This is a genomic window from Shewanella sp. 10N.286.45.A1 (assembly GCF_041470405.1).
In the GTDB taxonomy this organism is placed as follows: domain Bacteria; phylum Pseudomonadota; class Gammaproteobacteria; order Enterobacterales; family Shewanellaceae; genus Shewanella.
Genome location: NZ_JBFRMK010000143.1, coordinates 1 through 24928, shown reverse-complemented (window position 1 = coordinate 24928; position 24928 = coordinate 1). Strand labels below are relative to the sequence as shown.

Below are 24928 nucleotides of genomic sequence, written 5' to 3'. Positions count from 1 at the left end.
AGTGTTTACCCTAACAAATAGCTATTAAAAACAGCGCTTTAATTTATGGCATGAGAATTGCGATATCACATGCAGAGTAAATTAACGGGAAGCGAATCATGCCAAGCTGTAAAACAACCTGTGCATATTGTGGTGTCGGTTGCGGGGTAAAGGTCGAGAAGGTTGATAGAGCTGAGGTCGGTCAAGCTTCAGCTAGCAGCTCTTTTGCTATTAGCGGAGATGTGGAACACTCTGCAAATAGTGGCGATCTGTGTGGTAAAGGCTTGGCGCTATTAGATAGCCTAAATCTTCCTAATAAACTGTTATATCCACGTATTAAAAACACGGGGGCAGATTATGAGGATATAAGCTGGCCTAAGGCAATATCAGCAGTCGCGAATGCATTTAATAGCACTATCGCTAAATATGGTTCAGACTCAGTTGCATTTTATCTTTCAGGTCAACTGCTTACGGAAGATTATTATGTTGCCAATAAATTAGCTAAAGGCTTTATTGGTACCGCAAATGTAGATACTAATTCAAGGTTATGCATGTCATCGGCAGTGAGCGCTCATATGCGCGCCTTTGGTGAAGATGTCGTTCCTGGTTGCTATGAAGATCTACAGCTGGCAGATGTTGTCGTTCTAGTGGGGGCTAATACAGCTTGGACGCACCCGGTTCTGTTTAAAAAGCTCTTGGCTGCAAGAGCTGAACGTGGCACTAAGTTGGTGGTGATCGACCCGCGTGTTACAGCGACAGCTTCGCAGGCCGATCTTCATCTTCAGCTCACTCCTGGCTCAGATCTACAGCTGTTTAATGGCTTATTGAATGCTATCGTTTCAAATCTGCAACACGATGATGACTACATAAAACAATACACAGAAGGTTTCTCTCAAGTATTAACAAAGGCGCAGGAGGGGGGGAGCGCTGTTAACGATATAGCACGTCATACTGGTCTGCAAGTAGATAAAATTATTGAGTTTTATTCCTTGTATAAGCAAAGCAGTAAAGTGGTTACCGCCAGTAGCCAAGGGGTTAATCAGTCTACTTTAGGCACAAATACCAGTAATGCAATTATAAATTGCCATTTGGCATTAGGGGATATTGGTCAACCAGGTTGTGGGCCGCTATCACTCACAGGCCAACCTAATGCCATGGGAGGTCGTGAAGTTGGTGGCCTTGCGACACAACTTGCCTGTCATCTCGGTTTTTCTGAAGAGGAGCACCAGTTAGTCGCAAACTATTGGCATACTGATAAATTAGCCAATACAAAAGGAAAAACGGCGACGGAGATGTTCGCAGCGATGGCAAGCGGTGAAATAAAAGCTGTGTGGATTTTAGGAACTAATCCAGTCGTTTCTTTGCCTGATACAGCGTTAGTTAAGCAAGCACTCTCAGCATGTGATTTTGTAGTGGTATCAGATATTACAGCTGATACAGATACCGCTCAGTACGCTGATATCCTGTTGCCGGCACAAGGTTGGTCAGAGAAATCGGGTACCGTAACCAATAGTGAACGCACTATTAGTCGCCAGCGCCGTTTTGTGTTACCTCAAGGTGATTCAAAGGCCGATTGGTGGGCACTGTGTGAAGTAGCCAAAGCGCTTGGGTTTAACGCTGAGTTTAACTTTAAAAACAGCGGCGAAATTTTCAAGGAATATGCTCAGCTAAGCGCACGTGTAAAGCAACATTTTCCACAGAAACAGTTCTCAATTGCAGGACTTGCAAATCTGACACCGGATCAATACCAACACCTTGTGCCGACTCAATGGCCGATTGATGATATTGACGCTTTGGGGCAAAAAAACAAACGGCTCTTTAATGATGGAGTATTTGCAACCGCAACGGGTAAGGCGCAATTTGTCGAAACCCCATTTACATCAGCAATAACATCACCCATTTCTGATGATGTTAGTTCAGGCTCCAATAAAGTTCGACTAAACAGTGGCCGCACTCGGGATCAGTGGCACACAATGACCAAGACTGGTCATATTGCCAAGTTGGCTGCTGCAGACTATCAGCCAGAACTAAAGCTAAATGTGTCAACATCGATTAAGAATGGGCTTATTGAAGGCGAATTCGCTGCGTTAGCCACTGACAACCTAGCCACTCCTTTGATTGCTAGAGTTGTTATCGAGCAATCAATACAAACTGATAGTGCTTTTTTGTCTATGCATTGGTCATCACAGTTCAGTAAGAGTGGTGGCGTTAATAATGTTACTTCAGCAGCGGTAGATCCCCATTCAAAGCAACCCGGGTTTAAGAATCAATGGGTACAAATTAAGCCATTAAAAGTGGTGGAACAGGGAACGGAGTGGGGACAATCTGTCGTTGATCCCGAATTGCTTTGCTGGGATGTAAAGCAGCAGCTTCAAGGTGGGTTTTGCCGTCACATCGCTGCAGATGAAGATTTTAGTCTGTCACTCTCAGAGCTTAATACGACACTTTGCTTGTCATCAGCAGCCAGTGTGAACGGTCATGTTATACAGTGGAAGCATCAAAACAAGCGAGTGACATGCATCGTCAATAAAGGGCGTCTTAAAACGTTAGTTATCACAGGTGTAGAGCAATTATGTGTTGATAACAATGCTATTCAGTTACTGATAAATCAAATATTTAATGCTGGTTCAATTAAAAAATTACATCAAATACTGCGTGCTGGTAGTAGTCAAATAGTGTGTGCCTGCACGGGGGTGACCCAATCTGATATTGAATCGCAGATGCTAATAGATATCTCGGGTGGTGCCGACAATGCTCCATCATTAATTGAAAAAGTACAGCAAAAACTACACTGCAGTGCGGTATGTGGTAGTTGCTTAAATCAAGTAAAAGAGATTGCAGACTGTGTCATAGCACAGAAGCAGAGACCAAACAGGGAGGTTGCTTAATGATGCTAAATTCCACAAATAAACCAGTGCAATTGGAAAATAATCTACCGCAACAACACTTAAGCCAAGAGCTGTTATTAACGCTAAACGAAACAATTTCCATGCAAAATACAGCTGGTTTCGATGAAAATAGGATTGCGATAGTCGGCGCGGGCTGTGGTGATATTGATCTACTGACTATTAAGGCGGTACGAGCAATAATCGGTGCCCAGGCAATCGTCTATGACAATTTAGTGAGTAGAGATATTTTACAGTTAGCGGCTGATGATTGTGAATTACATTATATGGGAAAACGCTTTGAGGAACCGAGTGCGACTCAGGAGCAGATAAACCTCAAGTTACTCCAATTGAACCAACAAGGTAAGGTGGTTATTCGTCTTAAAGGCGGTGACCCAAACGTATTTGGCCGCGGTGCTGAAGAGGCTATGTATCTTGCTCAACATGGTATAAAAAGTGAGTTTATAGCAGGGGTCACAGCCGCTTTGGGTTGCGCTGCAAGCGCTGGGATCCCGTTGACACACAGAAAAGTGTCTCGTTCAGTGACTTTTGTGACTGGACATAATTGTGATGACTCTGCTGTTGAATGGGGCGGTTTGCTGGCATCAAAAAGTACACTTGTGTTTTATATGGGAAAAGAGAGAGCTGCAGATATCGCGCACGGTTTATTAAAAGCCGGTGCTAAGTTATCGCTGTCGGTGGCTTTTATCTCTAATGGCGGCCGCACGGATCAGCAGGTAATCACTACCACGATTAAGGATATGGTTGATGTAGCTGGTGCGATAACGGTTGATGGTCCAACACTGCTGATTGTTGGTGAGGTGGTCGCTATAGGCAAGGAGCTTGCTAACTGTATGAGCTCGCTTGACCTTGGTCAAATGGTTAACAACTTACCGCTTGAGCGTGCATATGGATAGTTACGCCACCAAAGCTAGATTAGTGAATATTACTGAATCTCATGAGTATAAACAGCTAATCAGAATCCTTGCTCGCGGAAAGAAGGGCTCTCGTTCGTTAAATTTTCTTGAAAGCTATCAACTCATTCGCGGTTTTTACGATAATTTTGGCAACGTGACTCAGCTAAGTGTGGCACTAATGTTGATGCGAGTTAAGGGGGAGAGTGCTGAAGAGGTTGCTGGCGCTGCTATTGCGTTAAAAACAACGATAGAGAGTAACTGGCAGCAGCTTGATGTCGATATTGACTGGCCTTGTTATGGCGCCAAGCGTGATCAATTACCCTACCTATTGCTTAGTGCCAAGTTACTGGCACAGCAAGGGTATCGTATTTTATTGCATGGGGATGACAAGGCGTTACCTCATCGGCAACATATTGCAAAATTCGTCGATGAATTAGGAATTAGTACTGTTTCAACTGCGGCGGAAGCTAATGTTGCGTTAAAGTCTGCTGGGATCTGCTATGTAAGTGCCGACAAGTTGTCGGCACTGGTTCACTCATTTAGCGTCATTCATCAAGAGCTTGGTCTAAGAAGCCTGTTTCAAAGCGCTATCCGCTGTATTAATCCGGCAAATGCCAGACTTAGTCTTAGATGCTATTTTCACGCGGGCTTAGATGATATTCACTTTAATGTGGCGCGCTTAATGGCCAAAAATGAGCCTAATCTGCATCAATCTAATGTCGCTATATTTAAGGGGTATCAAGGCGAGTGTGAATTAAACTCAAGAACCTCAACAACAATTAATATTTTTAGTCTAAGTGGCCAGCGTCAAATCGCTTTGCCTACCCAGCTTGACGGCTTGATTGGTCGCAAAGCAAATGCGATAGAGCTGTCTGCTCAATGGCTATCCTTGCTTTGGCATGAACTTTCCTTATCTGTTAACCATCATAGCGATGGTGCTCTAGATTCAGCGGAAGCCCACAGAGCAGAGGCTACCGTGATGACGAATGTGATGGCTGTTCTTATGCTGCTCGATTCCAGTATTCAAGTTGATGTGGCTAAAAGCATGGCTAAGACATTTTGGCAGCAGCGACACCAGAACGATTCAATAAATGGTGTTACAGATCTAAAAACACAAGCTCATTGTAAACCAGGGGCAGACCTTATTAGCTCAGGAGGCAAGGCATGCGCTTAGTGAGTTTGATTGAGGATACAGACAATCGCGGGTTGATTGACGCTGCCAAGCGTCATGATTTTGATTTAGTTAGCTTCACGTCAATATCACAGTTTGAGCGTTTCGAACTTAACAATGCCACGGATACCGTGCTTATGGTCGTTGACACTATCAGAGCCTCGCATTTGCAGTTTGTTGAACGATTGATGGCATTCGCACCTGCACCGTTAATTATCACAGCCACAAGTATCGAACCGTGGCAATTATCTACGTTGCTGCATTGTGGGCGGGTTACCTATGTACCGCAGCCATTTGATTATTCCCGTCTTGTAAAATTAATGGAGTTGGCACTCGTCCGTTTTAAAACGGCTAACCGTTTGCACAGTAAAGTTGCGGAACTTGAATGCCGGATCGAGGACGAAAAACGTATTCAACTGGCTAAGCGTGATTTACAGCAATCGGGCTTGTCCGAGCAAGAGGCCCATAAAGTTATTCAGAAAGTGTCTATGGATGGAGGTGTTCGTTTGCCTGATTGTGCAGCAGGTCTTGGAAAAATGGCGCAGGGTCGTTTTGCACATAAATAATCAGTTGCTAACCATATTGGTGCAAAAGATATGGCAGGGAGCTTTGAGGAAAGTAGCCTTTAGCGTTATCCTGGTTTAAAAGGTATTTAAATCAACGCTTTGAATGTATTTTGAGTGGAGGTGAATACTGGCACAATCTTCGCTACTTTTATGAGTAACTAAGCAGCGGTTTTTATTCGTTATTAATAGCAATTAACAATTTGAATTTTTGGCAAAGGCGCCATCTCCATTAGGGAGATTGGCGCCTTTTTGTTTGAAATAAATAGTATAAGACACAAAAGGGGCAAAGCATGAGAGTAGATAAACCCAAGTTAGTTATAGTGGGCAATGGCATGGTTGGTCACCATTTTGTGGAACAATTATGTGAGCAACAGCTTAATCGACATTATGACGTTACGGTTTTTGGTGCAGAGTGTTTGCCTGCATACGATAGGGTGCAACTATCGAAGTATTTCGAATCGAGTAGCGCCGATAGTCTTATGTTAGCAACGCAGGCTGATTATGCGGCGCAAGGTGTTGTTTTACATCTAGGGCAGCAGGTCAGCAATATTGACCAACATAATAAACAACTGACAGTGAATGGTGAGACAGTCTTTTATGACACGCTTGTTTTGGCAACAGGGTCTTTTCCTTTTGTACCGCCGATAAAGGGTAATGACCGTCGTGATTGTTTAGTTTATCGCACTATTGATGATCTGGAAGCTATTGAGCAAGCTGCAACGACGGCCAAGTCAGGTGTCGTTATTGGTGGTGGGTTACTGGGACTGGAAGCCGCTAATGCGCTGAGTGCATTAGGGCTCGATACTCACGTGGTTGAGTTTGCACCGCAATTGATGTCAGTGCAGTTGAACGACAAAGGTGGTGAACTATTAAGGCAGAAAATTGAAGCGTTAGGGCTTGGTGTGCATTTGAGCAAAGCAACACAAGAGATTGTTGATGGTGAGCGGGCGCAGCATCGACTTAATTTCAGTGATGGCAGTTGCTTAGAAACGGATTTGATTGTATTTTCCGCAGGGATCCGTCCTCAAGATGCATTAGCTAGAGAGAGTGGCATAAGTATTGGTGAACGCGGCGGTATTGTTATAGATGACTGCTGCCTTACATCCGCCAAGGATGTATACGCCATTGGAGAGTGTGCCCTTTGGCAACAACAGATCTTTGGCTTAGTCGCTCCTGGCTATCAAATGGCCAAAGTAGCAGTGTCTCAGATAGCCGAGCAGCTACTTGATAATTCATTAGTCTCGCCGGCTACAGAGGCGTTAAAGTTCACCGGTGCAGACATGAGCACTAAGTTAAAACTGCTTGGGGTTGATGTGGCATCTATTGGGGCAAGCCGTGGTTTTGATAATGCGCAATATGTTGAGCTCAGTGATGTTCAAGCTGGGGTTTATAAAAAGCTTTGGCTTGATGAAACTGGCGAGTACCTGCGAGGGGCTGTTCTGGTAGGCAATGTTGACGAATACAGCCATCTGCTTAGCCAATACTTGTCGGGAGAAGCGTTAGAAGAGCCGGCCGTCACATTGCTAATGGCTGATGATTCTGCGCCATTAGCGCTAAAAGACAGCGCCATTGTTTGTTCATGTCACCAAGTTACAAAAGCGGACATCGTTACACAAGTTGTTGCGGGAAATCACCAGCTAGCTGAGATAAAAAGTTGCACTAAAGCGGCATCAGGTTGTGGAGGTTGCGCCGCTGTTGTACAGCAGATCATTGATGAAACTATGCAGGCACAAGGACTAGAAACAGATTCAGGGATCTGCTGTCACTTTGAGCATGATCGCCAAGCACTGTTTCACCTATGCCAAGTAGAAAACATAAGTAACTTCGAGCAACTTTATCAGCTTCATGCCAAAGAGGGCTCTTCTGAATTAGCGCTAGGCTGTGATATTTGTAAACCTGTTGCCGCTTCTATTTTTGCTACCTTGGAAAATGAGTATGTGCTCAATGAAAAGCATGTAGCCCTGCAAGATAGTAATGATGCTTATTTAGGTAACCTGCAAAAGGACGGCAGCTATTCGGTGGTGCCGAGAGTTGCTGGTGGCGAGATCACCCCAGATAAACTGATCGCCATGGGCCAGATAGCCAAAAGATATGATCTATACACCAAAATTACAGGTGGCCAGCGTATCGATATGTTTGGTGCTGCGTTATCTGATTTGCCTGCGATCTGGTCTGAACTAATCGCTGAGGGATTTGAAACTGGGCATGCCTATGGTAAGTCGCTGCGTACGGTTAAATCTTGTGTGGGTAATACTTGGTGCCGTTACGGCGTGCAAGATTCTGTAGGCTTGGCGATTGCATTAGAAAACCGATACAAAGGCCTTCGGTCACCTCACAAGATAAAGTTTGCCGTTTCAGGCTGTACTCGAGAATGTGCTGAAGCGCAGAGTAAAGATATTGGCGTTATTGCAACAGAGAAGGGCTGGAATCTATTTGTTGGCGGTAATGGTGGGATGAGACCTAGACATGGCGATCTGTTTGCAACCGATCTCTCAACCGAACAACTTGTTAGTTATATTGACCGAATACTGATGTTCTACAGCAAAACAGCTGCGCGACTTCAGCGCACATCAGTGTGGCTTGAGTCTTTAGCTGGTGGGCTTGAATATTTGCAATCTGTCGTGGTTGAAGACTCTTTAGGCTTAGCTGATGAGTTAGAAAGCCAGATGCATAAAGTCGTTGTCAATTATCAATGCGAATGGAAAACCAGTTTGCAAGATGATGTGTTTTTGCAACGTTTCAGAGAATTTATCAACCCTAAAGAGGCACCTCTAATTGATACAAAACAGTATCAATATCAACGCTCACAAAAATTTCCTATCAGCTCTGAAGTCGAAACATTTAGTGCTGTTAATCACAAGCTATCGACACTAGGCGATATCGCAATTACGCAGTTGGATGAAGAGGAGGTATTGGTATGAATTGGGTAACTATTTGTGATGAACAAGCTTTACCGGCCAAAAGAGGCGTTGCTGCATGGGTTGCTGGTAAAGCGGTGGCGATTTTTCACCTTGGAGATGCAGGCATTTATGCCATTGATAACATCGATCCTGCAACGGGCGTAAGTGTGCTTTCACGGGGGCTACTTTGTGAATTTGACAATGAGCTATTTGTTGCGTCACCACTGCATAAACAGCACTACAGCTTAACGACAGGGCATTGCTTAGAAAATGAGGTGCTGAGTGTAGATGTTTATGAGGTTAAACGTGAGTCTGGCAAAGTATTAGCGCGATTACTCGCTTAAGGATGAGGGGGAAGGTATGAATAATAAAAAGACAGTACAGACAGGGTTTAATCTTTTTTCTTTTTCAGGAAAAATGAAGGTCATGCACCTGAGCTGGATGGCATTCTTTATCACTTTTATGGTTTGGTTTAATGCTGCGCCACTACTGAGCGTTATTGCAGACAGTATTGGTTTAAGCCAGTCGCAGTTAAAAACATTGCTTATTCTCAATGTAGCCCTAACTATCCCTGCGCGAGTATTGATAGGCATGGTAACGGATAAGTATGGGCCTCGGTTGGTGTACTCGTTATTGCTAGGCATTTGCTCCATTCCCTGTTTTATGTTTGCACTAGGGACAACGTTTGAACAGTTGGCGCTAGCGCGCTTCTTACTTGGATTTATTGGTGCTGGATTTGTAGTTGGCATTCGCATTGTGAGTGAATGGTTTCCTGCAAAAGAGTTAGGCACCGCTGAAGGGATATATGGTGGCTGGGGTAACTTCGGTTCGGCTGCTGCTGCCTTTACTCTACCTGCAGTTGCTCTTGCATTTGGTGGCGCTGATGGATGGCGCTATGCCATCGCATTAACGGGATTGCTGAGTTTAGCTTTTGCATTTATTTACTATTTTAATGTGACAGATACCCCAAAGGGGTCGACCTACTTTAAGCCCAAAAAGACAGGTGCACTTGAAGTGACCAGTAAAGGCGATTTTGTACTTTTACTGGTGATGAAATTACCTATGTACGCCACACTCGCATTGCTGGGTTGGAAACTATCTCCTGCGGGAGTGAGCATGTTTAGCCAACAAGTCGTTGACGGTATCTATGTGTTACTTTGCATCATATTAGTGATAGATATTTATCAAACTTACCAAGTTAACAAACAGGTATTTTCTGGCACAGTGCCTGAATTTGAACGTTATGAGTTTAAACAGGTAGCGGTACTGAACGTGTTGTATTTCTCTACATTTGGATCTGAGTTAGCTGTGGTGTCTATGTTGCCACTGTTTTTTGCTGAAACATTCGGTTTAGGCTTAGCTCAAGCTGGTTTAGTCGCGTCCTCTTATGCTTTCATGAACCTAATGTCTCGCCCTGGCGGCGGATGGTTGAGTGACCGTTTTGGTCGAAAATCCACATTGTTAATATTAACTGCAGGCTTGGCTATTGGCTATTTCGGCGTTGCACAGATTGATGCAAATTGGGCATTACCCCTAGCCGTTATTATGGTGATGGCGTGTTCCTTCTTTGTGCAAGGAGGTGAGGGGGCTGTATTTGCGGCAGTACCACTTATCAAACGTCGTTTAACTGGACAAATTGCTGGTATGACTGGCGCTTACGGTAATGTTGGAGCCGTGTTTTTCTTAACTGTTTACTCGATGGTTTCTACGCAAACTTTTTTCTATGTTATTGCAGTAAGCGCACTGTTCGGTTTTATCAGTGTGTTCTTAATGACCGAGCCTAAAGGTCATATTGCTGAGGTAAATGAAAATGGCGAAGTTACCTTGATCAGCGTTAATTAGTTAGGAGTTCGATGAGTATGAATTCAGAGGTTATTGCAGCTAATAATCTTGATGACAATCTGTCTTCATTGGCAACGAGTCATGATATCGAATGGCAAAAGACTAAATGCAATTTAGTTATTAAGGCTGGTCAGTATTCTGATAAAGGTGTTAAAACGGCCAATGAAGATGCCATTGGGATCCGAATTCCTAGCGGCTTAATGTTAACCACCAAAGGGGTTGTTGCTGCGATTAGCGATGGTGTGAGTACTGCGGAGGGAGGCGCAGCAGCTTCCGCTATTAGTGTGAGTAATTTTCTCGCCGACTATTACTCAACGCCTGATCTCTGGTCAGTACAAAAATCAAGTACTCAAGTATTAACAGCACTAAATCGTTGGCTTTATGGTTTGGGGCAAGATTATCGAGATGCTCGCAGAGGCTACGTCTGCACCTTAAGTGCATTGGTTTTCAAATCACGTCATTTGCACCTATTTCATATAGGGGATTCAAGAGTTTACCGCTACCGTAATGGTTCATTGGATAAGCTAAGCCACGATCACACCAGTATAGTTGCTAATAATCAGCGTTATCTTGCCCGAGCTTTGGGGTTAGATGTTAATGTTGAGGCGGACTATCGCATGTTAGCGCTAGAGAAGGGAGACTTTTACCTACTAACAACTGACGGTGTACACGATGTTGTAACTGACTTTGAATTAGAGCAGAAGTTAGCGCGATTTAATCAAACTCAACAGACTAGCAGTGCCAGCAAGCAGTTAACTGACGAAAAGTGTGATAGATTTTGCCATGAATTGGTCAATTCAGCCCTCAATTCTGGCTCCCAAGACAATGCGAGTTGTCAGTTACTATGTATTGACACCTTACCGGAGCAAACCATTGAAGAAGTGTATCAACATCTGTCTAACTTACCGTTTCCACCACCACTAAGTGTTGGCATGAAGCTCGATGGATATACAGTTGTAGATGTATTGCATCAAAGCCAAAGAAGCCAAGTCTATCTAGTCAAAAATCAGCAAGATGATTTATTGTGCATGAAAACACCTTCAGTTAACTATTTGGATGATGCGGCCTATATTGAACGATTTTTACTAGAAAGCTGGATTGGCAGACGAATTAATAGCCCTTATGTGGTTTCAATCGTAGAGTATGATAAACAGAAATCAGCACTATACTATTTAACAGAATATATTGACGGACAATTACTAAGCCAATGGATAAAGCATAACCCAACGCCTGATATACAGGAGGTGTTAGCTCTGTTAAAGCAGTTGGCGATAGGGGTAAGAGCGTTTCACCGTAAAGAAACTCTGCATCAAGATCTAAAGCCTGACAACCTGTTACTAACCAATGATGGGCAGCTTAAAATTATCGATTTTGGTTCATGTTTTATTAAAGGCATTGCTGAGATCTCCACTCCTCTTGAGCGGGATCGTATTTTAGGTACCGCAGATTACTCTGCCCCGGAAAGTATTCTTGGTTACCAAGTAACCCAAAGTACTGACCTCTACACTATAGCTGTCATCGCGTTCGAAATGTTAACGGGTCAGTTACCTTTTAACGGTAAGCAGCAAGCCTGTAAATCAAAGCTCGATTTTATCAGACTTGAATATGTTCCTAGTTATGATATTAATCCTTTGATCCCAATCTGGATGGATAATGCTCTTAAAAAGGCACTAAGTGTGGCACCGGAACAACGCCAAGCAGACTGCAGCGAATGGCTCTTTGAAATGACTGAGCCGATAAAGACATGGCAACGTTCGGTGGTTAAACCTGCATTAATAGAAAGTAACCCACTGCTATTTTGGCGCTCATTGAGCGTATTTCTTGGGTTAGCTGTACTACTTCTTGCGTTATTCTGAGGTTGTTTACCGTACTGTTGTAGTTAGCATCTGCTTGGTATATCTTTGAATATATGGACATAGCTATGTAAATGGAATTTATGAAGTACTTGTTGTTAGTATGCTTTATTGTGAGTGGTTGCCAGACAGTGTCTGCTCCGATTCACCTGCCTGCCCAGATGCCGATATTAGCGTATGAAGTAGATGCCAGTGAATATGAAATACCTGAGCCAGAAAGCTTATTTTCTTTAACTGCTTAGCAAGTTGCAGAATTTAAGCGTTTTCAATTACAGAGTGATGTCGACACATTACTCCCGTTTCAACAAGTCAAACATTTTATTGAAAAACGCTTGGTCAACTTTAACTATGAAGGCAAAAACTACAGCGCGTCCGAGGCATTAGAACTTAACCAAGGTAACTGTATGTCCTTGGCTCTTTTAACCTATGCAATCGCCAGCGAGTTCCAAGTCGATATATCATTTCAACTCTTACATACTATGCCTGTTTTACTCGATGTAACAGACCAATACTCTGTCACATCAGATCATGTTAGAACATTTCTTTATGAGAGCAGGAATGATGAAAGCAACTCTATATTTTCTGGTAGTAAAAGGGTTGTCATAGACTACTTTCCTGGTCGTTATGACAGAGGTGGAAAAAAGGTCGATACTGATGAGTTCTTCGCGATGCTGTATCGAAATTTAGCTGCGGATGCATTGTTCAGTGATGACTTACCACTAGCCTATTTATTACTTAAAAAAAGCTTATCTTTTAGTAAGGTATATGCGCCATCTATTAATATGTTGGCAGTTGTTTTGCGACGGTTAGGGGATGTAGAGACCGCTGAGAGCTTATACCAGTATGGATTAGAGGTTTCAGAAGATAAAGTGACTTTATTGAGTAATTATCACTATTTACTCGTTAACCAAGGTCGCATAGTTGAAGCCTCAGTAGTGAAAAACCAATTGCTTGAATTAGATGATAGCAGCCCTTATAAATGGTATTTAGTGGCACAAGATTCGATAGCCGCTGGAGACTACTTAAGTGCAAAAGTGTACCTGAACAAATTTATTGATAACACATATTACTACCATAAAGCATATTTTGATTTAGCAAAGGTACATTTTAAACTTGATGAACCAGAACAGGCCAAAAAAGCCCTGCGTAAAGCACTCGATTATACGGATTTACCCAAGAATCAGCAGCGTTATCAGGCTAAGCTAGCATGGCTAAATTTACATTAGCTGGTGCTCGTATTAACACCAAACTTTAATCTGAAGTAGAATTTGGTGTTAATACTCTACTTTCGTATTTAACGACGTTTTTTGAACAGCAGTAAATAGAGTTGTTGCAACTGAAAAAGTGATAGCAAACTTTCTGTAATTAGATTGTAATTAATAACTAATTGTTCTAATAGCATGAAACACTGAAATTATGAGCCGGGAAATTAAAAATATGAATTAATTTTTTGTTATTAAGTATTATTATTCAGTTAACAGGAACGCTTTTTACAGAGGACATATTAAACGGAATGTAAATGGTACGATTTTAAAGAACTATCTTTCCTCCTTATTTGTGCTACTCTTAAAAAATCAATTGATTCATGTGTTTAATGTTTTTTCTGCCCGTAGGGCTTGTCTTTTACACTATCGACTTTAAGTTTAACTGATAGGCGGTTTTAAGTGTTATATGTCTATTTTCAGTGTATATAGAACTTCAATTTAATATTATTCATTTTGGCAAGTCAGTCATTAGTGCTAGCTATATGCTTGTATTAGCTACATATGTAGGCATTGAAGACTGATGTAGTGTTAGCACCTTGAACATTAGAATATTTCAATATTTAATTCTATTTGTTCGTTTATTATCTTTAATGTGTATTACACTTATACACACAAGGATTGTTAAAGGATAAACATGGAGAGTCGGATGTTTAAGGTTATGCATTGGGTTATGGTTACCCGCTCACAAATATTAGTTGATCTGCTTAATACTCGTTGGCCCCAACAGTTTTTAGTCAAAATTCATAATGTTGCGCCAGATAATATTATCGATAATTTTACCGAAAATCGTGTTGGTCTAGTGTTAATCGATCTTTCAAGTGTAGATATTCAAAAAGCATATCAAATCCAGAAGAAATTGGATAAAGAGCGCAGTGGCGTAAGAGTTGTTTTCATTCATTATCCTCAGCAGGTCGATGCTCGGTTTTTAGTTCAGCAAAATATCACCGCGGGTGTCTTTTACTCGGATGCAACCTTAGAGAGTATAGCGACTGGCATGTCTAAAATTATCCAAGGGCAAACAGCTATTCCTGATGAGTTTTACCGCGGGCAATTAAATGATGTAGAGGAAGATGAAGAGTCTGAAACTTTAACAATGAGAGAGCGAGAGGTGTTGCAGGTATTGCGATCTGGCAGTACTAATATTGATATAGCAAATCAATTATTTGTCAGTGAGAGTACGATTAAAACTCATCTTTATCGAGCTTTTAGAAAAATAGGTGTTTCGAGCCGTGGTCAAGCGATCGCATGGGCGCAAACGAACATGCATGAAGTGGTGTTGTAATTAGCATCATTTAAGCTGATTTCATTAGCGCTTACCTAAGCGCAACACCGATACATTGATCTTAGATTTTGTCGCTTTTATGTATGGCGACATTAAGTTTAATTATTTTAGCCTTTATCACTACACAATTGCTCTTATCCATACTTAGTTTGCTGTTTGTACGCTAAAATTCGTCAATCGCTTGATGCGCTTTTTCGAGTATACTAGTACATAACTTATGTTAATGAGGACAGCAAAGTGGCCGAAGAAACCATATTCAGTAAAATTATTCGACGTGAGATCCCTGCAGATATTCTATTCCAAGATGAGCTGGTAACTGCGTTTAGAGACATTAGTGCTCAAGCTCCTACCCATATTCTAATCATTCCTAACCACCTTATCCCTACAGCAAACGATATAAAAGCATCTGATGAAAAGGCGCTTGGAAGAATGATGTCTGTAGCGGCTAAGCTAGCGCAAGAAGAGGGAATTGCTGAAGATGGTTATCGATTGATCATGAACTGCAATGAACACGCTGGACAAGAGGTGTTTCATATTCATATGCACCTAGTAGGAGGCCACTCATTAGGCCCTATGTTGAGTAAAAATCGATGAAAGAAACTGCCGATGTTTTCCCGTTAACGGAGATGGCAAGTCGATTTGTAGCGCAGCTCACTCAATGCCAAAAGTTAAAACTGAAAGTACTGGAAGGCAGTAGCAAACATGTCCTGATGGAGCTTCCCTATGACACTCAACTTATCGGTTATCCAGATACTGGCGTCATTCATGGCGGTGTTATCACAACCTTAATGGATACTGCTAGTGGTTGTGCTGTTGTTTGCTCTATTTTTGATAAGTTTCGCTCGTTAGAAATTTCACCAACGCTCGATCTTAGAGTTGATTACATGAAACCTGCAGAGCCTTTTAAACCAGTATACGGCTTCGCCCAGTGCTATAAATTGTCATCTAGCGTTGCTTTTACTCGAGCGATTGCTTATCAAGACTCTATAGATGATCCGATTGCCCATGCGGTGGGTTCATTTATGCGTATTAGCCCCGAAATGGTCGGTGAAGAGTTTAGACAGGCTTTAATGGGGGAACCACGTAATGACTAACCCAAGCGCTGATGAGTGTGAACAAGCAAAGCTCGATGTAAAAAGTATTATTCGTAAAGCCACAGAGCTCAATGATTTTGGCCATCTACTTGAACATGTCCCCTATGCAAAATTCATTGGCATGGAAGTCGATCGGTTTGGTGACGAGTTAATTTTTAAACTACCCGCAAAGGATGACAATATTGGTAACCCTGTATTGCCTGCACTTCATGGTGGTGTTATTGCGGGCTTCATGGAGATGTCCGCAATCGTTCAATTAATGGTATTTATGCAAACCAGTAAAGTGCCTAAAGTTGTCGATTTTTCAATCGATTATTTAAGGGCTGGTTATCATAAAGATAGCTTTGCAGAGTGTAAAATAACCCGCCAAGGTCGACGAGTGGCTAATGTAAGTATTAATTGTTGGCAGACTAACCGTAAGCATTTAATCGCAACCGCAAGAGCACATTTCTTAATCGATTAAACTAGCTTATTCTTGTATTAACAATCAAAGAGTATATTTCAGGGGACTAATATGAAAAAACTGATCCTAGGCTTGTTTACCGCCTTACTTGTAACGGCTTGTGCGCCACATACTGCAGGCTTGATGGCTGGTTCAAAAGGCGAAGTCCGAATAGATAACAGTACCTTTGGTAAAGAGGTCGAAGTTCAAAGCGTAATGGCTCGTCCTGAGGGAGGCTTTCTACAAGGCAGTGGAACGATTATCAGCAAAGTCTCTACAGATTTACGCCTACAGTATAAATTTACTTGGTTCGATACTAGCGGTATGACAATCGATGATGAAGGTGTCAGTTGGAAATCGGTAAAGCTTCACGGTAAGCAACAACTACAAGTCTCAGCCGTTGCACCAAATGCTAATGCTAGTCGTTTTGAATTGTACGTAAGAAAAGCATTTTCAAATTAAGCGTTAACCGCTCAGGTTCACATATGTTAATAAAACGTCAGTAGATCTGGCGTTTTTTTATGCGAAACGTTCAAGTAACGCAAGAAGGGTGTCATGGTTTTGTAAAATTCATGTATAATCAGCCGCGCCAAGGGGTGTTAAAGTCTATAGAGCGAAAGTTGTAATTTTATAGGCTTAACTGAGATGTTGAAAAACAAACCCTTTGAACCTGATCCGGCTAATACCGGCGTAGGAATGGGCCACAATTCATTTCCCGATCGCTTCTTTATGTTGCCGGATCTCAAAATTAAAATTTGAGGTCCTATGTTATATCCAAAAGTTTATTCTCCTGTTGCGCTAGCTGTTATGTCAGCGTTAATTTCACAACCTGCACTATCTGAAACCAGCACCGATACGCCTCACGACGAAATGGAAGTGATGGTTGTTACTTCCGATTTTCGTGGTACTAGCTTAGATAAAATGCCATCGAGTGTTACCGTCATCGATCAACAGCAAATTGAAGATGAAGGTGCGCAGCACTTTGAAGATGTTTTAAATTCAATTGCCAATTTTAACTGGTCTGGTGGCAGCTCACGTCCTAAGTATTTCCAAATACGCGGCGTCGGTGAACAAGAAGAGTACCAAGGTGCACCTAACTCCTCTGTAGGCTTTATTGTAGATGATATCGACCTATCAGGTTTGGGCATGGTTTCGAGCATGTACGACCTGCAACAGGTAGAAGTGCTGCGAGGCCCTCAGGGGACGCAGTATGGTGCCAACGCGTTAGCCGGTCTTATCTACCTTAAGAGTAATGATCCAACTGACGTGTTTGAAAACGGCGCCGAGGTTTCACTTGGCGATGATAACTTGCAAACTTTTAGCGGCTTTAGCTCTGGTCCACTGACAGATTCTGGAAATCTACTCTATCGAGTGTCACTACAACAACACCAGCAAGATGGCTATAGAGATAACCTCTATCTTGGCGTGAGTGATACTAATAAACGCGATGAGTTTACCGGGCGAGCAAAATTGCGCTGGTATGCCACTGAAGATTTAGAGATTGATCTAACCTTCTTACACGCAAACTATAATAATGGTTATGATGCATGGACATTAGATAATAATGGTTTCGATACATTAACTGATGCTCCTGGTGTTGATAAGCAAAAGACCACTGGTAGTTCTTTAAAATTTACCTACACAGGTGCTGAAAAATTTGAGATCACCTCTTTAACGTCCTTTGCCAGCTCTGATACTCGCCATAACTACGATGGCGACTGGGCTAGTCCTGACTACTGGGCAAGTAAAACTTGTGCAGAGTATGACGATGATTGGAATGAGATTGGCAGTGCACCGTGTGTATATGATTACACTTGGGATAAAGAAGGCGATAGAACAACTTTCACTCAAGAATTTAGGTTTAGCTCCAATGAGTCTGGGAGGATTTTTTCAGATACTACCGACTGGTTGATTGGCGTTTATGCCATGAATTTAGATGAAGAAAATGCGCTAGAATCTTTTTACAACGGATTGCCTGATGAGTCTGTTGATTCTGACTATGAAGCAACTAATTATGCTGTGTTTGGACAATTAGATAGCCAGCTTGGAAATGATTATTTTCTATCTGTTGGTTTGCGAGTCGAAGAACGAGATGTAGAGTATAACGAAACTCGTTTGATTGATGACGAGTTTAAAAATGCTAGGTATACCCCAAATGAGACTATGTGGGGCGGTCATATTGCGTTAAGTAAGGCTTTGTCTGCCAATCATGAATCATACATTCGAGTGGCTCGTGGTTATAAAGCCGGTGGTTTTAATATGGCTTTACCAGATCAGTTAGCAGATAAAACGGAATACGATACAGAAATTCTATATAACTACGAATTAGGATTGAAATCGACGTGGTTTAATGGACTAGCAAATACAAATTTAGCTGTCTTCTACATGGATAGACAAGACCAGCAAGTCGCTGCTTCGCAACAGGATTCAGAGAATCAACAGCGATTCCATTTATATACCGAAAACGCAGGTAGTTCTCATAACTATGGTGCAGAGCTAGACGGTACTTGGTATGCAACCGATAATCTAAGCATCTACGGCAGCATAGGTTGGTTAGAAACTGCTTACGGTGACTATGAATATTACGTTGACGAAGATACTACGGTCGATCTATTTGGTAGAGAGTTAGCCCATTCGCCAAACTTTACCTTCAGTGTTGGCGGAACTTATCGTACTGACTCTGGCTGGTTTGCTAACGTAAATGCCAGCGGCAAGAGCGATTTTTACTATTCAGACAGCAATGAGTCTAAATCAGATGCATACCAGATCTTTAATGCCAAAATAGGCTATGAAGCTGATCTGTGGTCAGCATACCTGTGGGGACGTAACCTCTTTGATGAACAGTATGGTGTTCGTGGATTCTATTTCGGCAATGAGCCTGATCTAGGTTGGGCTAAGAAACAATACATTCGTTATGGCGATCCGCGTCAATTAGGGCTAACTGTCAATATTAAGTTTATGTAGGATCTAACCTTGTGTTTCACTCGCGTTACGTATTATCAATATAAAGGTCATCAATATGAAGTTAACAGCAGAGATAAGTTGCTATCCATTACAAGACAACTATTTGGACCCTATAAAGTGGTTTATTGGCCGAGTCGATAGCTACGACAATATCCATCGCGTGACTAACGCAATGGCGACTCAAGTGTGTGGTGAATATGCTGAAGTCATGGCAATGTTGGCAACCGAGATGGAAGCCGCTCACGAGAAGTGGGGCAAAGCCGTATTTGTATGTAAGTTTATTGGTGGTGAGCTAGATTTGAGCCATAGTGAATAGACAAGTGTGCTAAATAGAACAGGCCACAAGGTATTAATGATACTTTGTGGCTTTTTATTATTGTTATTATTTGAATAGAGAGCGAATGTTTCATGGCAGATTTTTGGCTATTGATAAATGAAGGCTTTGCAGGCGTGTTTAATGATGCTCAAGCATTGACAGGCTGGGAAGCTATCGCGGTATTACTAGCATTGGCTTATCTTATTTTTGCCATGAAGGGCAGTGTTTGGTGTTGGCCAGCTGCATTGACGAGCACAGCAATCTATACGGTGCTATTTTGGAAAGTCTCTTTACTGATGGAGTCTGTGCTAAACGTTTATTACATGGCAATGGCGGTCTATGGTTATTGGATGTGGACTAAAGGTGGCAAAGCCCATGAAGGGGTTAATATTGTCTCCTGGAGCTTGTCGACTCATCTAAAGCTTATTGCTGGAACCAGCTTAATGTCAGTTGTTATTGGCTACTTTATGGCTAATCAGACTCAAGCCTCTTTCCCTTATTTAGACGCAGCAACCACATGCTTTGCTGTCATGAGTACATTCTTGGTCGCAAAAAAGGTGCTAGAGAATTGGATCTACTGGTTTGTGATTGATGCTGTTTCTATCTATCTTTATGTTAGCAAAGGCTTGATGTTGACTGCTGCACTGTTCGTCTTTTATGTGATTATGGTGGTGTTTGGTTACTTTATGTGGCGAAGAAAAATGCACGCTCAACAAGGCAATGTGACAATGTCACCAGGAATTGCCTAGTGAGTGAATCGCTTCAGCAAGAGTTGGCACACTATCTATCGGCATCGGGGCTGACCAAAGTAACAGTGATAGCGGCGCTCACTCAAGGATTGAGTAATCGTAACTACTATGTTCGAGGGCTGCACTCAAGCACGAGTGTCGAGTCTGAATGGGTGTTAAGAATTAACAGTTGGGCGAGTACACAGATCTGTGATCGAAGCAGTGAAGTGGCAGCATGGTGCGATGCAAGTCATGCTGCGCTGGCGCCTAAAGTCGTTTACATCAGCCCAGACAATGATTTTTATTTAAGTCAGTTTGTTGCGCAAGATGACAACCGTAGCTGGAGTGATTTGATTAGTGCAAATGGCGCGCACCCCTTAGCAAATATCGAGGAACATTGGCCTAAGGCAGAGCGGTTACTGCTACAATTACTGAATGGTTTGAAAGAGCTACCTCTACCGAAAAACATTATCACAGTAGAGCACCAGTGGCAGATCTACCGCGCTCGTTTAAGCCAAATGCAGCAGCAACTAAATCGGTATCGCTTCGATAATTCTGTACATTCTGTCGCATGGCTGCAGCAGTTTGACCAGTTACTTTCGCAACAAGATGCAGTTACAGATATGCTTGACTCTCTCAATCGCTGCTTGATTAACAACCAGTTTAGTCACCGAGATTTAAATCCATTTAATATTTTGGTTTTGGCAGATAAACTCAATTGCATTGACTTTGAATATGCTTGTACCTCTCATCCATTATGTGATCTCGCATCAGTGATTTCGAGCCACTCATTGTCATCAAAGCAGCGACACTGGTTAATCGAAAATTATTTAGATAAACAAACCAATCTTAATCATCATGCTCAAGATGCTATACCTGCAGCGGTTGATCTATATTGGGTCTTTGCCGTCTGTTGGGCATTACAAATGGCTTTTGATAGTTTGATGTTGAATGGAAAGTTAAATGTTGACGCTGATACAATTAAACAGACCGAGAACTATTTAAGTTGTGCTCAGCAGTACCAAGCGTTAATCGCTAGCTATTCATAAGTGCTCACTTCATTAAACACCCGCGCGACTCATTACTGAAAAGGTCGACAAGGTAATACATTTTGTTACTAGACCATAAAGCAAACCATGTTCTATGCTAGATGAAAGCATCTGAATGGGGCCATAAGTGAAAAAACTATGTTTGTGGGCGTTTATTCTTATCTCGTTTCTAGGTTGCTCTACTAAAGTTGGTTATTACTTTCTCGACTGGGCAATAGAATGGAAGCTCGAAGAGTATGTCACATTAAATGACAAGCAAGAACAACAGTTTGACGTGGCACTAGATGATTTTTTAGTCTGGCATCGAAAGCAGGAACTCCCACGTTATCAAGCTCAACTTTCTCTGTTATCCGTTGAATTTAACAATCAGAGCTTTACGCAACAATCTTGGAATGATCACCTTGTCGCAGCGAAATCACACTGGATCCGAGTGTTTGATTTTGTTGAACCATCGTTAGTGCCAATTATCAGTTCATTTTCAGACCAACAAGTAGAGCAGATCATTGCACAGTTAAGGGTTGACGAAAAAGAACTCAATAAGAAGTATCTAGGTAAAAGCCAATCTGAACTTATTGATATGGCCGATGAGCGTATTGAGAAACGCCTTAAGCGGTGGATGGGAAAGCTAACTACGGCTCAAAAATTGGCTGTACATGAATATAATGTAGCCCGTGGTGATACCTTAGATATGTGGTTAGAGTATCGCCATGAATGGATCCGCCTGTTTTCCCAAGCATTAAAAAATCGTCATAACCAAATGGCGCTTTCACATAGTTTGTCGTTATTGATGACCCAACCAGACACCGTAAAGTCTAAAGCTTATAAAACCGTACTTGATAACAATTCAAAAATGTTTGGTGAACTGCTAATTAAGTTAGATTGCCTCGCTAGCGCAAAACAAAAACAGCGATTTAATAAAAAATTGAATACACTCATCAAAGAGCTAACTGAAATTAGCCAAGAGGATTAGCGTCCATATTATCGATCTGCTATAGCTTAATCGATGACTGATGAAAGATTGTTATTGTTGTTAGGGTCTATTGAGATAATAGAATATACGAGGGAATGACATGCAACTTGCACAATTGTACCAAAAATTTTTAAACACAATAAGTTACGCTGAAGGCATCGCTCCACTTGCATTGCGGCTGTACCTGGCGCCAGTACTCATGCAGGCCGGTTACAATAAATTATCCCATTTTAGTGATACGGCTGCTTGGTTTGGTAATCCAGACTGGGGATTAGGATTACCGTTTCCTGAGTTAATGGTAGTTTTAGCTGCAGGTACAGAATTTGTCGGCGGGGGATTACTGATACTAGGCTTGGCAACTCGACTGATTGCTATTCCGTTGTCGGTGACAATGTTGGTTGCGGCTTTTGCTGTTCATTGGGAAAATGGATGGTTGGCAATTGCAGATGCTAGTTCTTGGTTAGCCAATGAAAGTGTGTTGGCTTCAGCCGATAAATTAGACAAAGCAAAAGAGATTTTACAGCAACATGGTAACTATGAATGGCTAACCAGTTCAGGTAATTTTGTCATTTTGAACAATGGTATTGAGTTTGCGATTACATACTTGTTCATGTTGATGGCACTGATCTTTATGGGGGGCGGGCGTTACACGAGTCTCGATTATTATATTGCAAAGAGAAGTCAGATTGTTTAATCGCTGAAACAGAAGCTTTTATTAATTCCCACCAAATAGGTGGGATTTTTTTTATGGGCTTGCTACTCTCAAGCTAGTTAGTTTTTTTTCACAGTTTTAAGGATAATCTGTTGGACGCATTAACACTTTTATTAACTAGACAATCAACTCCACGCCTTATCGAGCCTGCTCCTACGGATGAGCAACTTAAGCATATTTTGGACGCCGGAGCACGCGTTCCGGATCACGCAGGTTTAACGCCGTGGGAATTTATTGTTGCGGCTGGTGATGGGCTTGAGCGACTTGGATCTATTTTTGCGAAAGCCTCTCAACAAAATGGTGCCGAAGAAGAGTTTATCGCCAAGGCCAAGAATATGCCATTAAGAGCACCGATGGTCATCACTGTGGTTGCTAAAGTAAAACAACACCCCAAGGTACCTGAATTTGAACAACATCTTGCTGCTGGTTGTGCAGCAATGGCTATGCAACAGGCTGCATTTGCTCAAGGGCTTGGCGCAATTTGGCGTACAGGCGCGTTAGCTTTCGATAGAAATGTACATCAATCCTTGAGCCTTGAAGAAACTGATCAGATTGTTGGGTTCCTCTATATAGGTACTCCCGCAATAAAAGCTAATCTAAAGCCGACAAAAGCAGGTTCAAGTTTTGCGCGATATATTTAGCTAAGCACCTTTTACCGAGGTCTTTTAGCAAAGTACAGAGGTGACTTAAACAACAAAGGAGGTTGAGGTGAACGCACAAGAAGTGAGAGACAATGCGTTAGTGGGTGAGCATGTCGTTCTAGAGCCATTAACATTGGCACATTCTCCAGCGCTCAGCATTGCAGTTGGAGATGGGGAGTTATGGCAACTTTGGTATACCAAGGTGCCTTGCCCCGAGGATATGAATGATTACATTAATCAAGCGCTGTTGGATGAACAAAAAGGTGAGTCACTAGCTTTTGCTGTCAGAGATAAACACTCTGGAGCGATAGTTGGTTGTACTAGGATTTGTCATTGGCAACAAAGTCACCGTCGCTTAGAGATCGGGCATACTTGGTATGCTAAAAGTGTTCAACGTACGGCGGTCAATACTGAGTGTAAGTTGTTGTTACTGAGTTATGCTTTTGAAACACTCGATGTGATAGCGGTTGAGTTTCGAACTCATATTCACAATGAAGTGTCACGTCAGGCCATTTGCCGTTTAGGTGCCAATCAAGATGGTATTTTGCGTAATCATCAAATTTTAGCTAATGGAACCATACGAGACACAGTGGTTTATTCGATTATTGACTCTGAATGGATTGATGTTAAAAAGGGGCTAAGCCAAAAACTGCAGGCTAATATTGGGTCATAGGCTATTGATAAATTGAGCCAATATTAGCCTCCTAATATCGAAGCTGTGTGTTTTTTCTGTTACGCTGGATATTAAACGTAAACTAAAGTAGAAATAGTTAAACGAACGATTATAAAAAAGGATTACTTTAATGTCAGGAACGATTCTTCCAAATACGTTGGCACTAGCCATTGGGTTGCTCTCTTTTAATGCTGCGGCTGGTGATGCAGAGGATGCATTAACTAAAGAGTTAGCAGAGTGTGCTGCATATTATCAAATAGCCTCCAGTGCGATAGCCGCAATGAATGCCCCACAGATGCAAGCGGTGGGAGAGAGGTTGAAGGCTTCTGGTGAACAAGCGGTCGATATCGCAAATAAGTATCAAACTGAAGAGTATGTTAACGCAGCCGTTGTTGCCGCAACGAAACAGCATAAAGCGTCAATGCCAAATTCGAAAAGTTTAGGACCATTGATGGGAAAATATAAAGAACAATGCAAGGTGGTGATTAGTCAGCCTGAGCAGCGTCTCGATTATTGGACGATGGCAACCATGTAATAAAAAAGAGAGCAAAAGCTTAATGCCGTTCACTTAACGTGAACGGCTTTCTTTTTTATGGGATATCGGTCCTTTGAACACTTCAACACTCTAGGGTAACTACGCTCCCTTTTCCCCTCTAAAATAAACTGTTTAGCATTCTTT

General features: G+C 42.1%; 23 protein-coding genes and 1 riboswitch. All 23 genes read left to right on the top strand.

Annotated features, from left to right (window positions below; translation table 11 throughout):
• Positions 1-98: 98 nt before the first annotated feature.
• The 23 genes from AB4238_RS11795 to AB4238_RS11685 all read left to right on the top strand — a co-directional run bounded on the left by AB4238_RS11795 (position 99) and on the right by AB4238_RS11685 (position 24784).
• Positions 99-2867 carry a molybdopterin-dependent oxidoreductase gene (locus AB4238_RS11795; RefSeq protein ID WP_372033623.1) on the top strand — a complete coding sequence of 923 codons (2769 nt, stop codon included), beginning with the start codon at positions 99-101 and terminating at the stop codon, positions 2865-2867.
• Complete coding sequence (gene cobA, locus AB4238_RS11790; RefSeq protein WP_372033622.1) at positions 2867-3781, top strand: uroporphyrinogen-III C-methyltransferase; 915 nt, start codon at positions 2867-2869, stop codon at positions 3779-3781. Before AB4238_RS11795 ends, cobA begins: the two co-directional genes overlap by 1 nt.
• A complete protein-coding gene (locus tag AB4238_RS11785) occupies positions 3774-4955 on the top strand; it encodes a glycosyl transferase (protein WP_372033621.1) in 1182 nt (393 codons plus the stop codon). Before cobA ends, AB4238_RS11785 begins: the two co-directional genes overlap by 8 nt.
• Positions 4946-5518, top strand: a complete 573-nt coding sequence (locus tag AB4238_RS11780; protein WP_372033620.1) for an ANTAR domain-containing response regulator — start codon at positions 4946-4948, stop codon at positions 5516-5518. The genes AB4238_RS11785 and AB4238_RS11780 overlap by 10 nt, the downstream gene beginning before the upstream one ends.
• A 290-nt stretch (positions 5519-5808) precedes the next feature.
• Complete coding sequence (gene nirB, locus AB4238_RS11775; RefSeq protein ID WP_372033619.1) at positions 5809-8439, top strand: nitrite reductase large subunit NirB; 2631 nt, start codon at positions 5809-5811, stop codon at positions 8437-8439.
• A complete protein-coding gene (gene nirD / locus AB4238_RS11770) occupies positions 8436-8762 on the top strand; it encodes a nitrite reductase small subunit NirD (protein WP_372033618.1) in 327 nt (108 codons plus the stop codon). Before nirB ends, nirD begins: the two co-directional genes overlap by 4 nt.
• A gap of 16 nt (positions 8763-8778) precedes the next feature.
• Positions 8779-10260, top strand: a complete 1482-nt coding sequence (locus AB4238_RS11765; RefSeq protein WP_372033617.1) for a NarK family nitrate/nitrite MFS transporter — start codon at positions 8779-8781, stop codon at positions 10258-10260.
• 11 nt (positions 10261-10271) lie between these two features.
• Positions 10272-12116, top strand: coding sequence for a protein kinase domain-containing protein (locus AB4238_RS11760; RefSeq protein ID WP_372033616.1), 1845 nt, complete (start codon positions 10272-10274; stop codon positions 12114-12116).
• Positions 12117-12517: 401 nt separating this feature from the next.
• Positions 12518-13339 carry a tetratricopeptide repeat protein gene (locus tag AB4238_RS11755; protein WP_372033615.1) on the top strand — a complete coding sequence of 274 codons (822 nt, stop codon included), beginning with the start codon at positions 12518-12520 and terminating at the stop codon, positions 13337-13339.
• Positions 13340-14024: 685 nt separating this feature from the next.
• The gene (locus AB4238_RS11750) at positions 14025-14660 is read left to right on the top strand and encodes a LuxR C-terminal-related transcriptional regulator (RefSeq protein WP_372033614.1); all 636 of its coding nucleotides are present in this window, start codon (positions 14025-14027) and stop codon (positions 14658-14660) included.
• Between the two features lie 237 nt (positions 14661-14897).
• Positions 14898-15254, top strand: a complete 357-nt coding sequence (hinT, locus tag AB4238_RS11745; RefSeq protein WP_220737495.1) for a purine nucleoside phosphoramidase — start codon at positions 14898-14900, stop codon at positions 15252-15254.
• Entirely contained in the window at positions 15251-15754 is a 504-nt protein-coding gene (locus AB4238_RS11740; RefSeq protein WP_220737494.1) for a PaaI family thioesterase, read from the top strand. The genes hinT and AB4238_RS11740 overlap by 4 nt, the downstream gene beginning before the upstream one ends.
• Positions 15747-16217 carry a PaaI family thioesterase gene (locus AB4238_RS11735; RefSeq protein ID WP_371993936.1) on the top strand — a complete coding sequence of 157 codons (471 nt, stop codon included), beginning with the start codon at positions 15747-15749 and terminating at the stop codon, positions 16215-16217. Before AB4238_RS11740 ends, AB4238_RS11735 begins: the two co-directional genes overlap by 8 nt.
• Positions 16218-16268: 51 nt before the next feature.
• Positions 16269-16658, top strand: coding sequence for a YcfL family protein (locus AB4238_RS11730; protein WP_220737492.1), 390 nt, complete (start codon positions 16269-16271; stop codon positions 16656-16658).
• Between the two features lie 120 nt (positions 16659-16778).
• Positions 16779-16910, top strand: a riboswitch (TPP riboswitch).
• A gap of 51 nt (positions 16911-16961) precedes the next feature.
• Complete coding sequence (locus tag AB4238_RS11725) at positions 16962-19160, top strand: TonB-dependent receptor (protein WP_372033613.1); 2199 nt, start codon at positions 16962-16964, stop codon at positions 19158-19160.
• A 55-nt stretch (positions 19161-19215) separates the two neighbouring features.
• Positions 19216-19476: a hypothetical protein gene (locus AB4238_RS11720; RefSeq protein ID WP_220737490.1), complete on the top strand. Its 261-nt coding sequence runs from the start codon at positions 19216-19218 to the stop codon at positions 19474-19476.
• 92 nt (positions 19477-19568) lie between these two features.
• A complete protein-coding gene (gene pnuC, locus AB4238_RS11715) occupies positions 19569-20225 on the top strand; it encodes a nicotinamide riboside transporter PnuC (protein WP_372033612.1) in 657 nt (218 codons plus the stop codon).
• Positions 20225-21253, top strand: a complete 1029-nt coding sequence (locus AB4238_RS11710) for a phosphotransferase (protein WP_372033611.1) — start codon at positions 20225-20227, stop codon at positions 21251-21253. The genes pnuC and AB4238_RS11710 overlap by 1 nt, the downstream gene beginning before the upstream one ends.
• A gap of 127 nt (positions 21254-21380) precedes the next feature.
• Positions 21381-22223 (top strand): DUF6279 family lipoprotein, encoded by an 843-nt coding sequence (locus tag AB4238_RS11705; protein WP_372033610.1) that lies wholly within the window; start codon positions 21381-21383, stop codon positions 22221-22223.
• A gap of 100 nt (positions 22224-22323) precedes the next feature.
• Complete coding sequence (locus tag AB4238_RS11700) at positions 22324-22917, top strand: DoxX family protein (RefSeq protein WP_372033609.1); 594 nt, start codon at positions 22324-22326, stop codon at positions 22915-22917.
• Positions 22918-23027: 110 nt separating this feature from the next.
• Positions 23028-23576: an NAD(P)H nitroreductase gene (locus tag AB4238_RS11695; protein WP_372033608.1), complete on the top strand. Its 549-nt coding sequence runs from the start codon at positions 23028-23030 to the stop codon at positions 23574-23576.
• Positions 23577-23643: 67 nt separating this feature from the next.
• Positions 23644-24249, top strand: coding sequence for a GNAT family N-acetyltransferase (locus AB4238_RS11690; RefSeq protein ID WP_372033607.1), 606 nt, complete (start codon positions 23644-23646; stop codon positions 24247-24249).
• Between the two features lie 130 nt (positions 24250-24379).
• Positions 24380-24784 (top strand): hypothetical protein, encoded by a 405-nt coding sequence (locus AB4238_RS11685; protein WP_372033606.1) that lies wholly within the window; start codon positions 24380-24382, stop codon positions 24782-24784.
• Positions 24785-24928 lie beyond the last annotated feature (144 nt).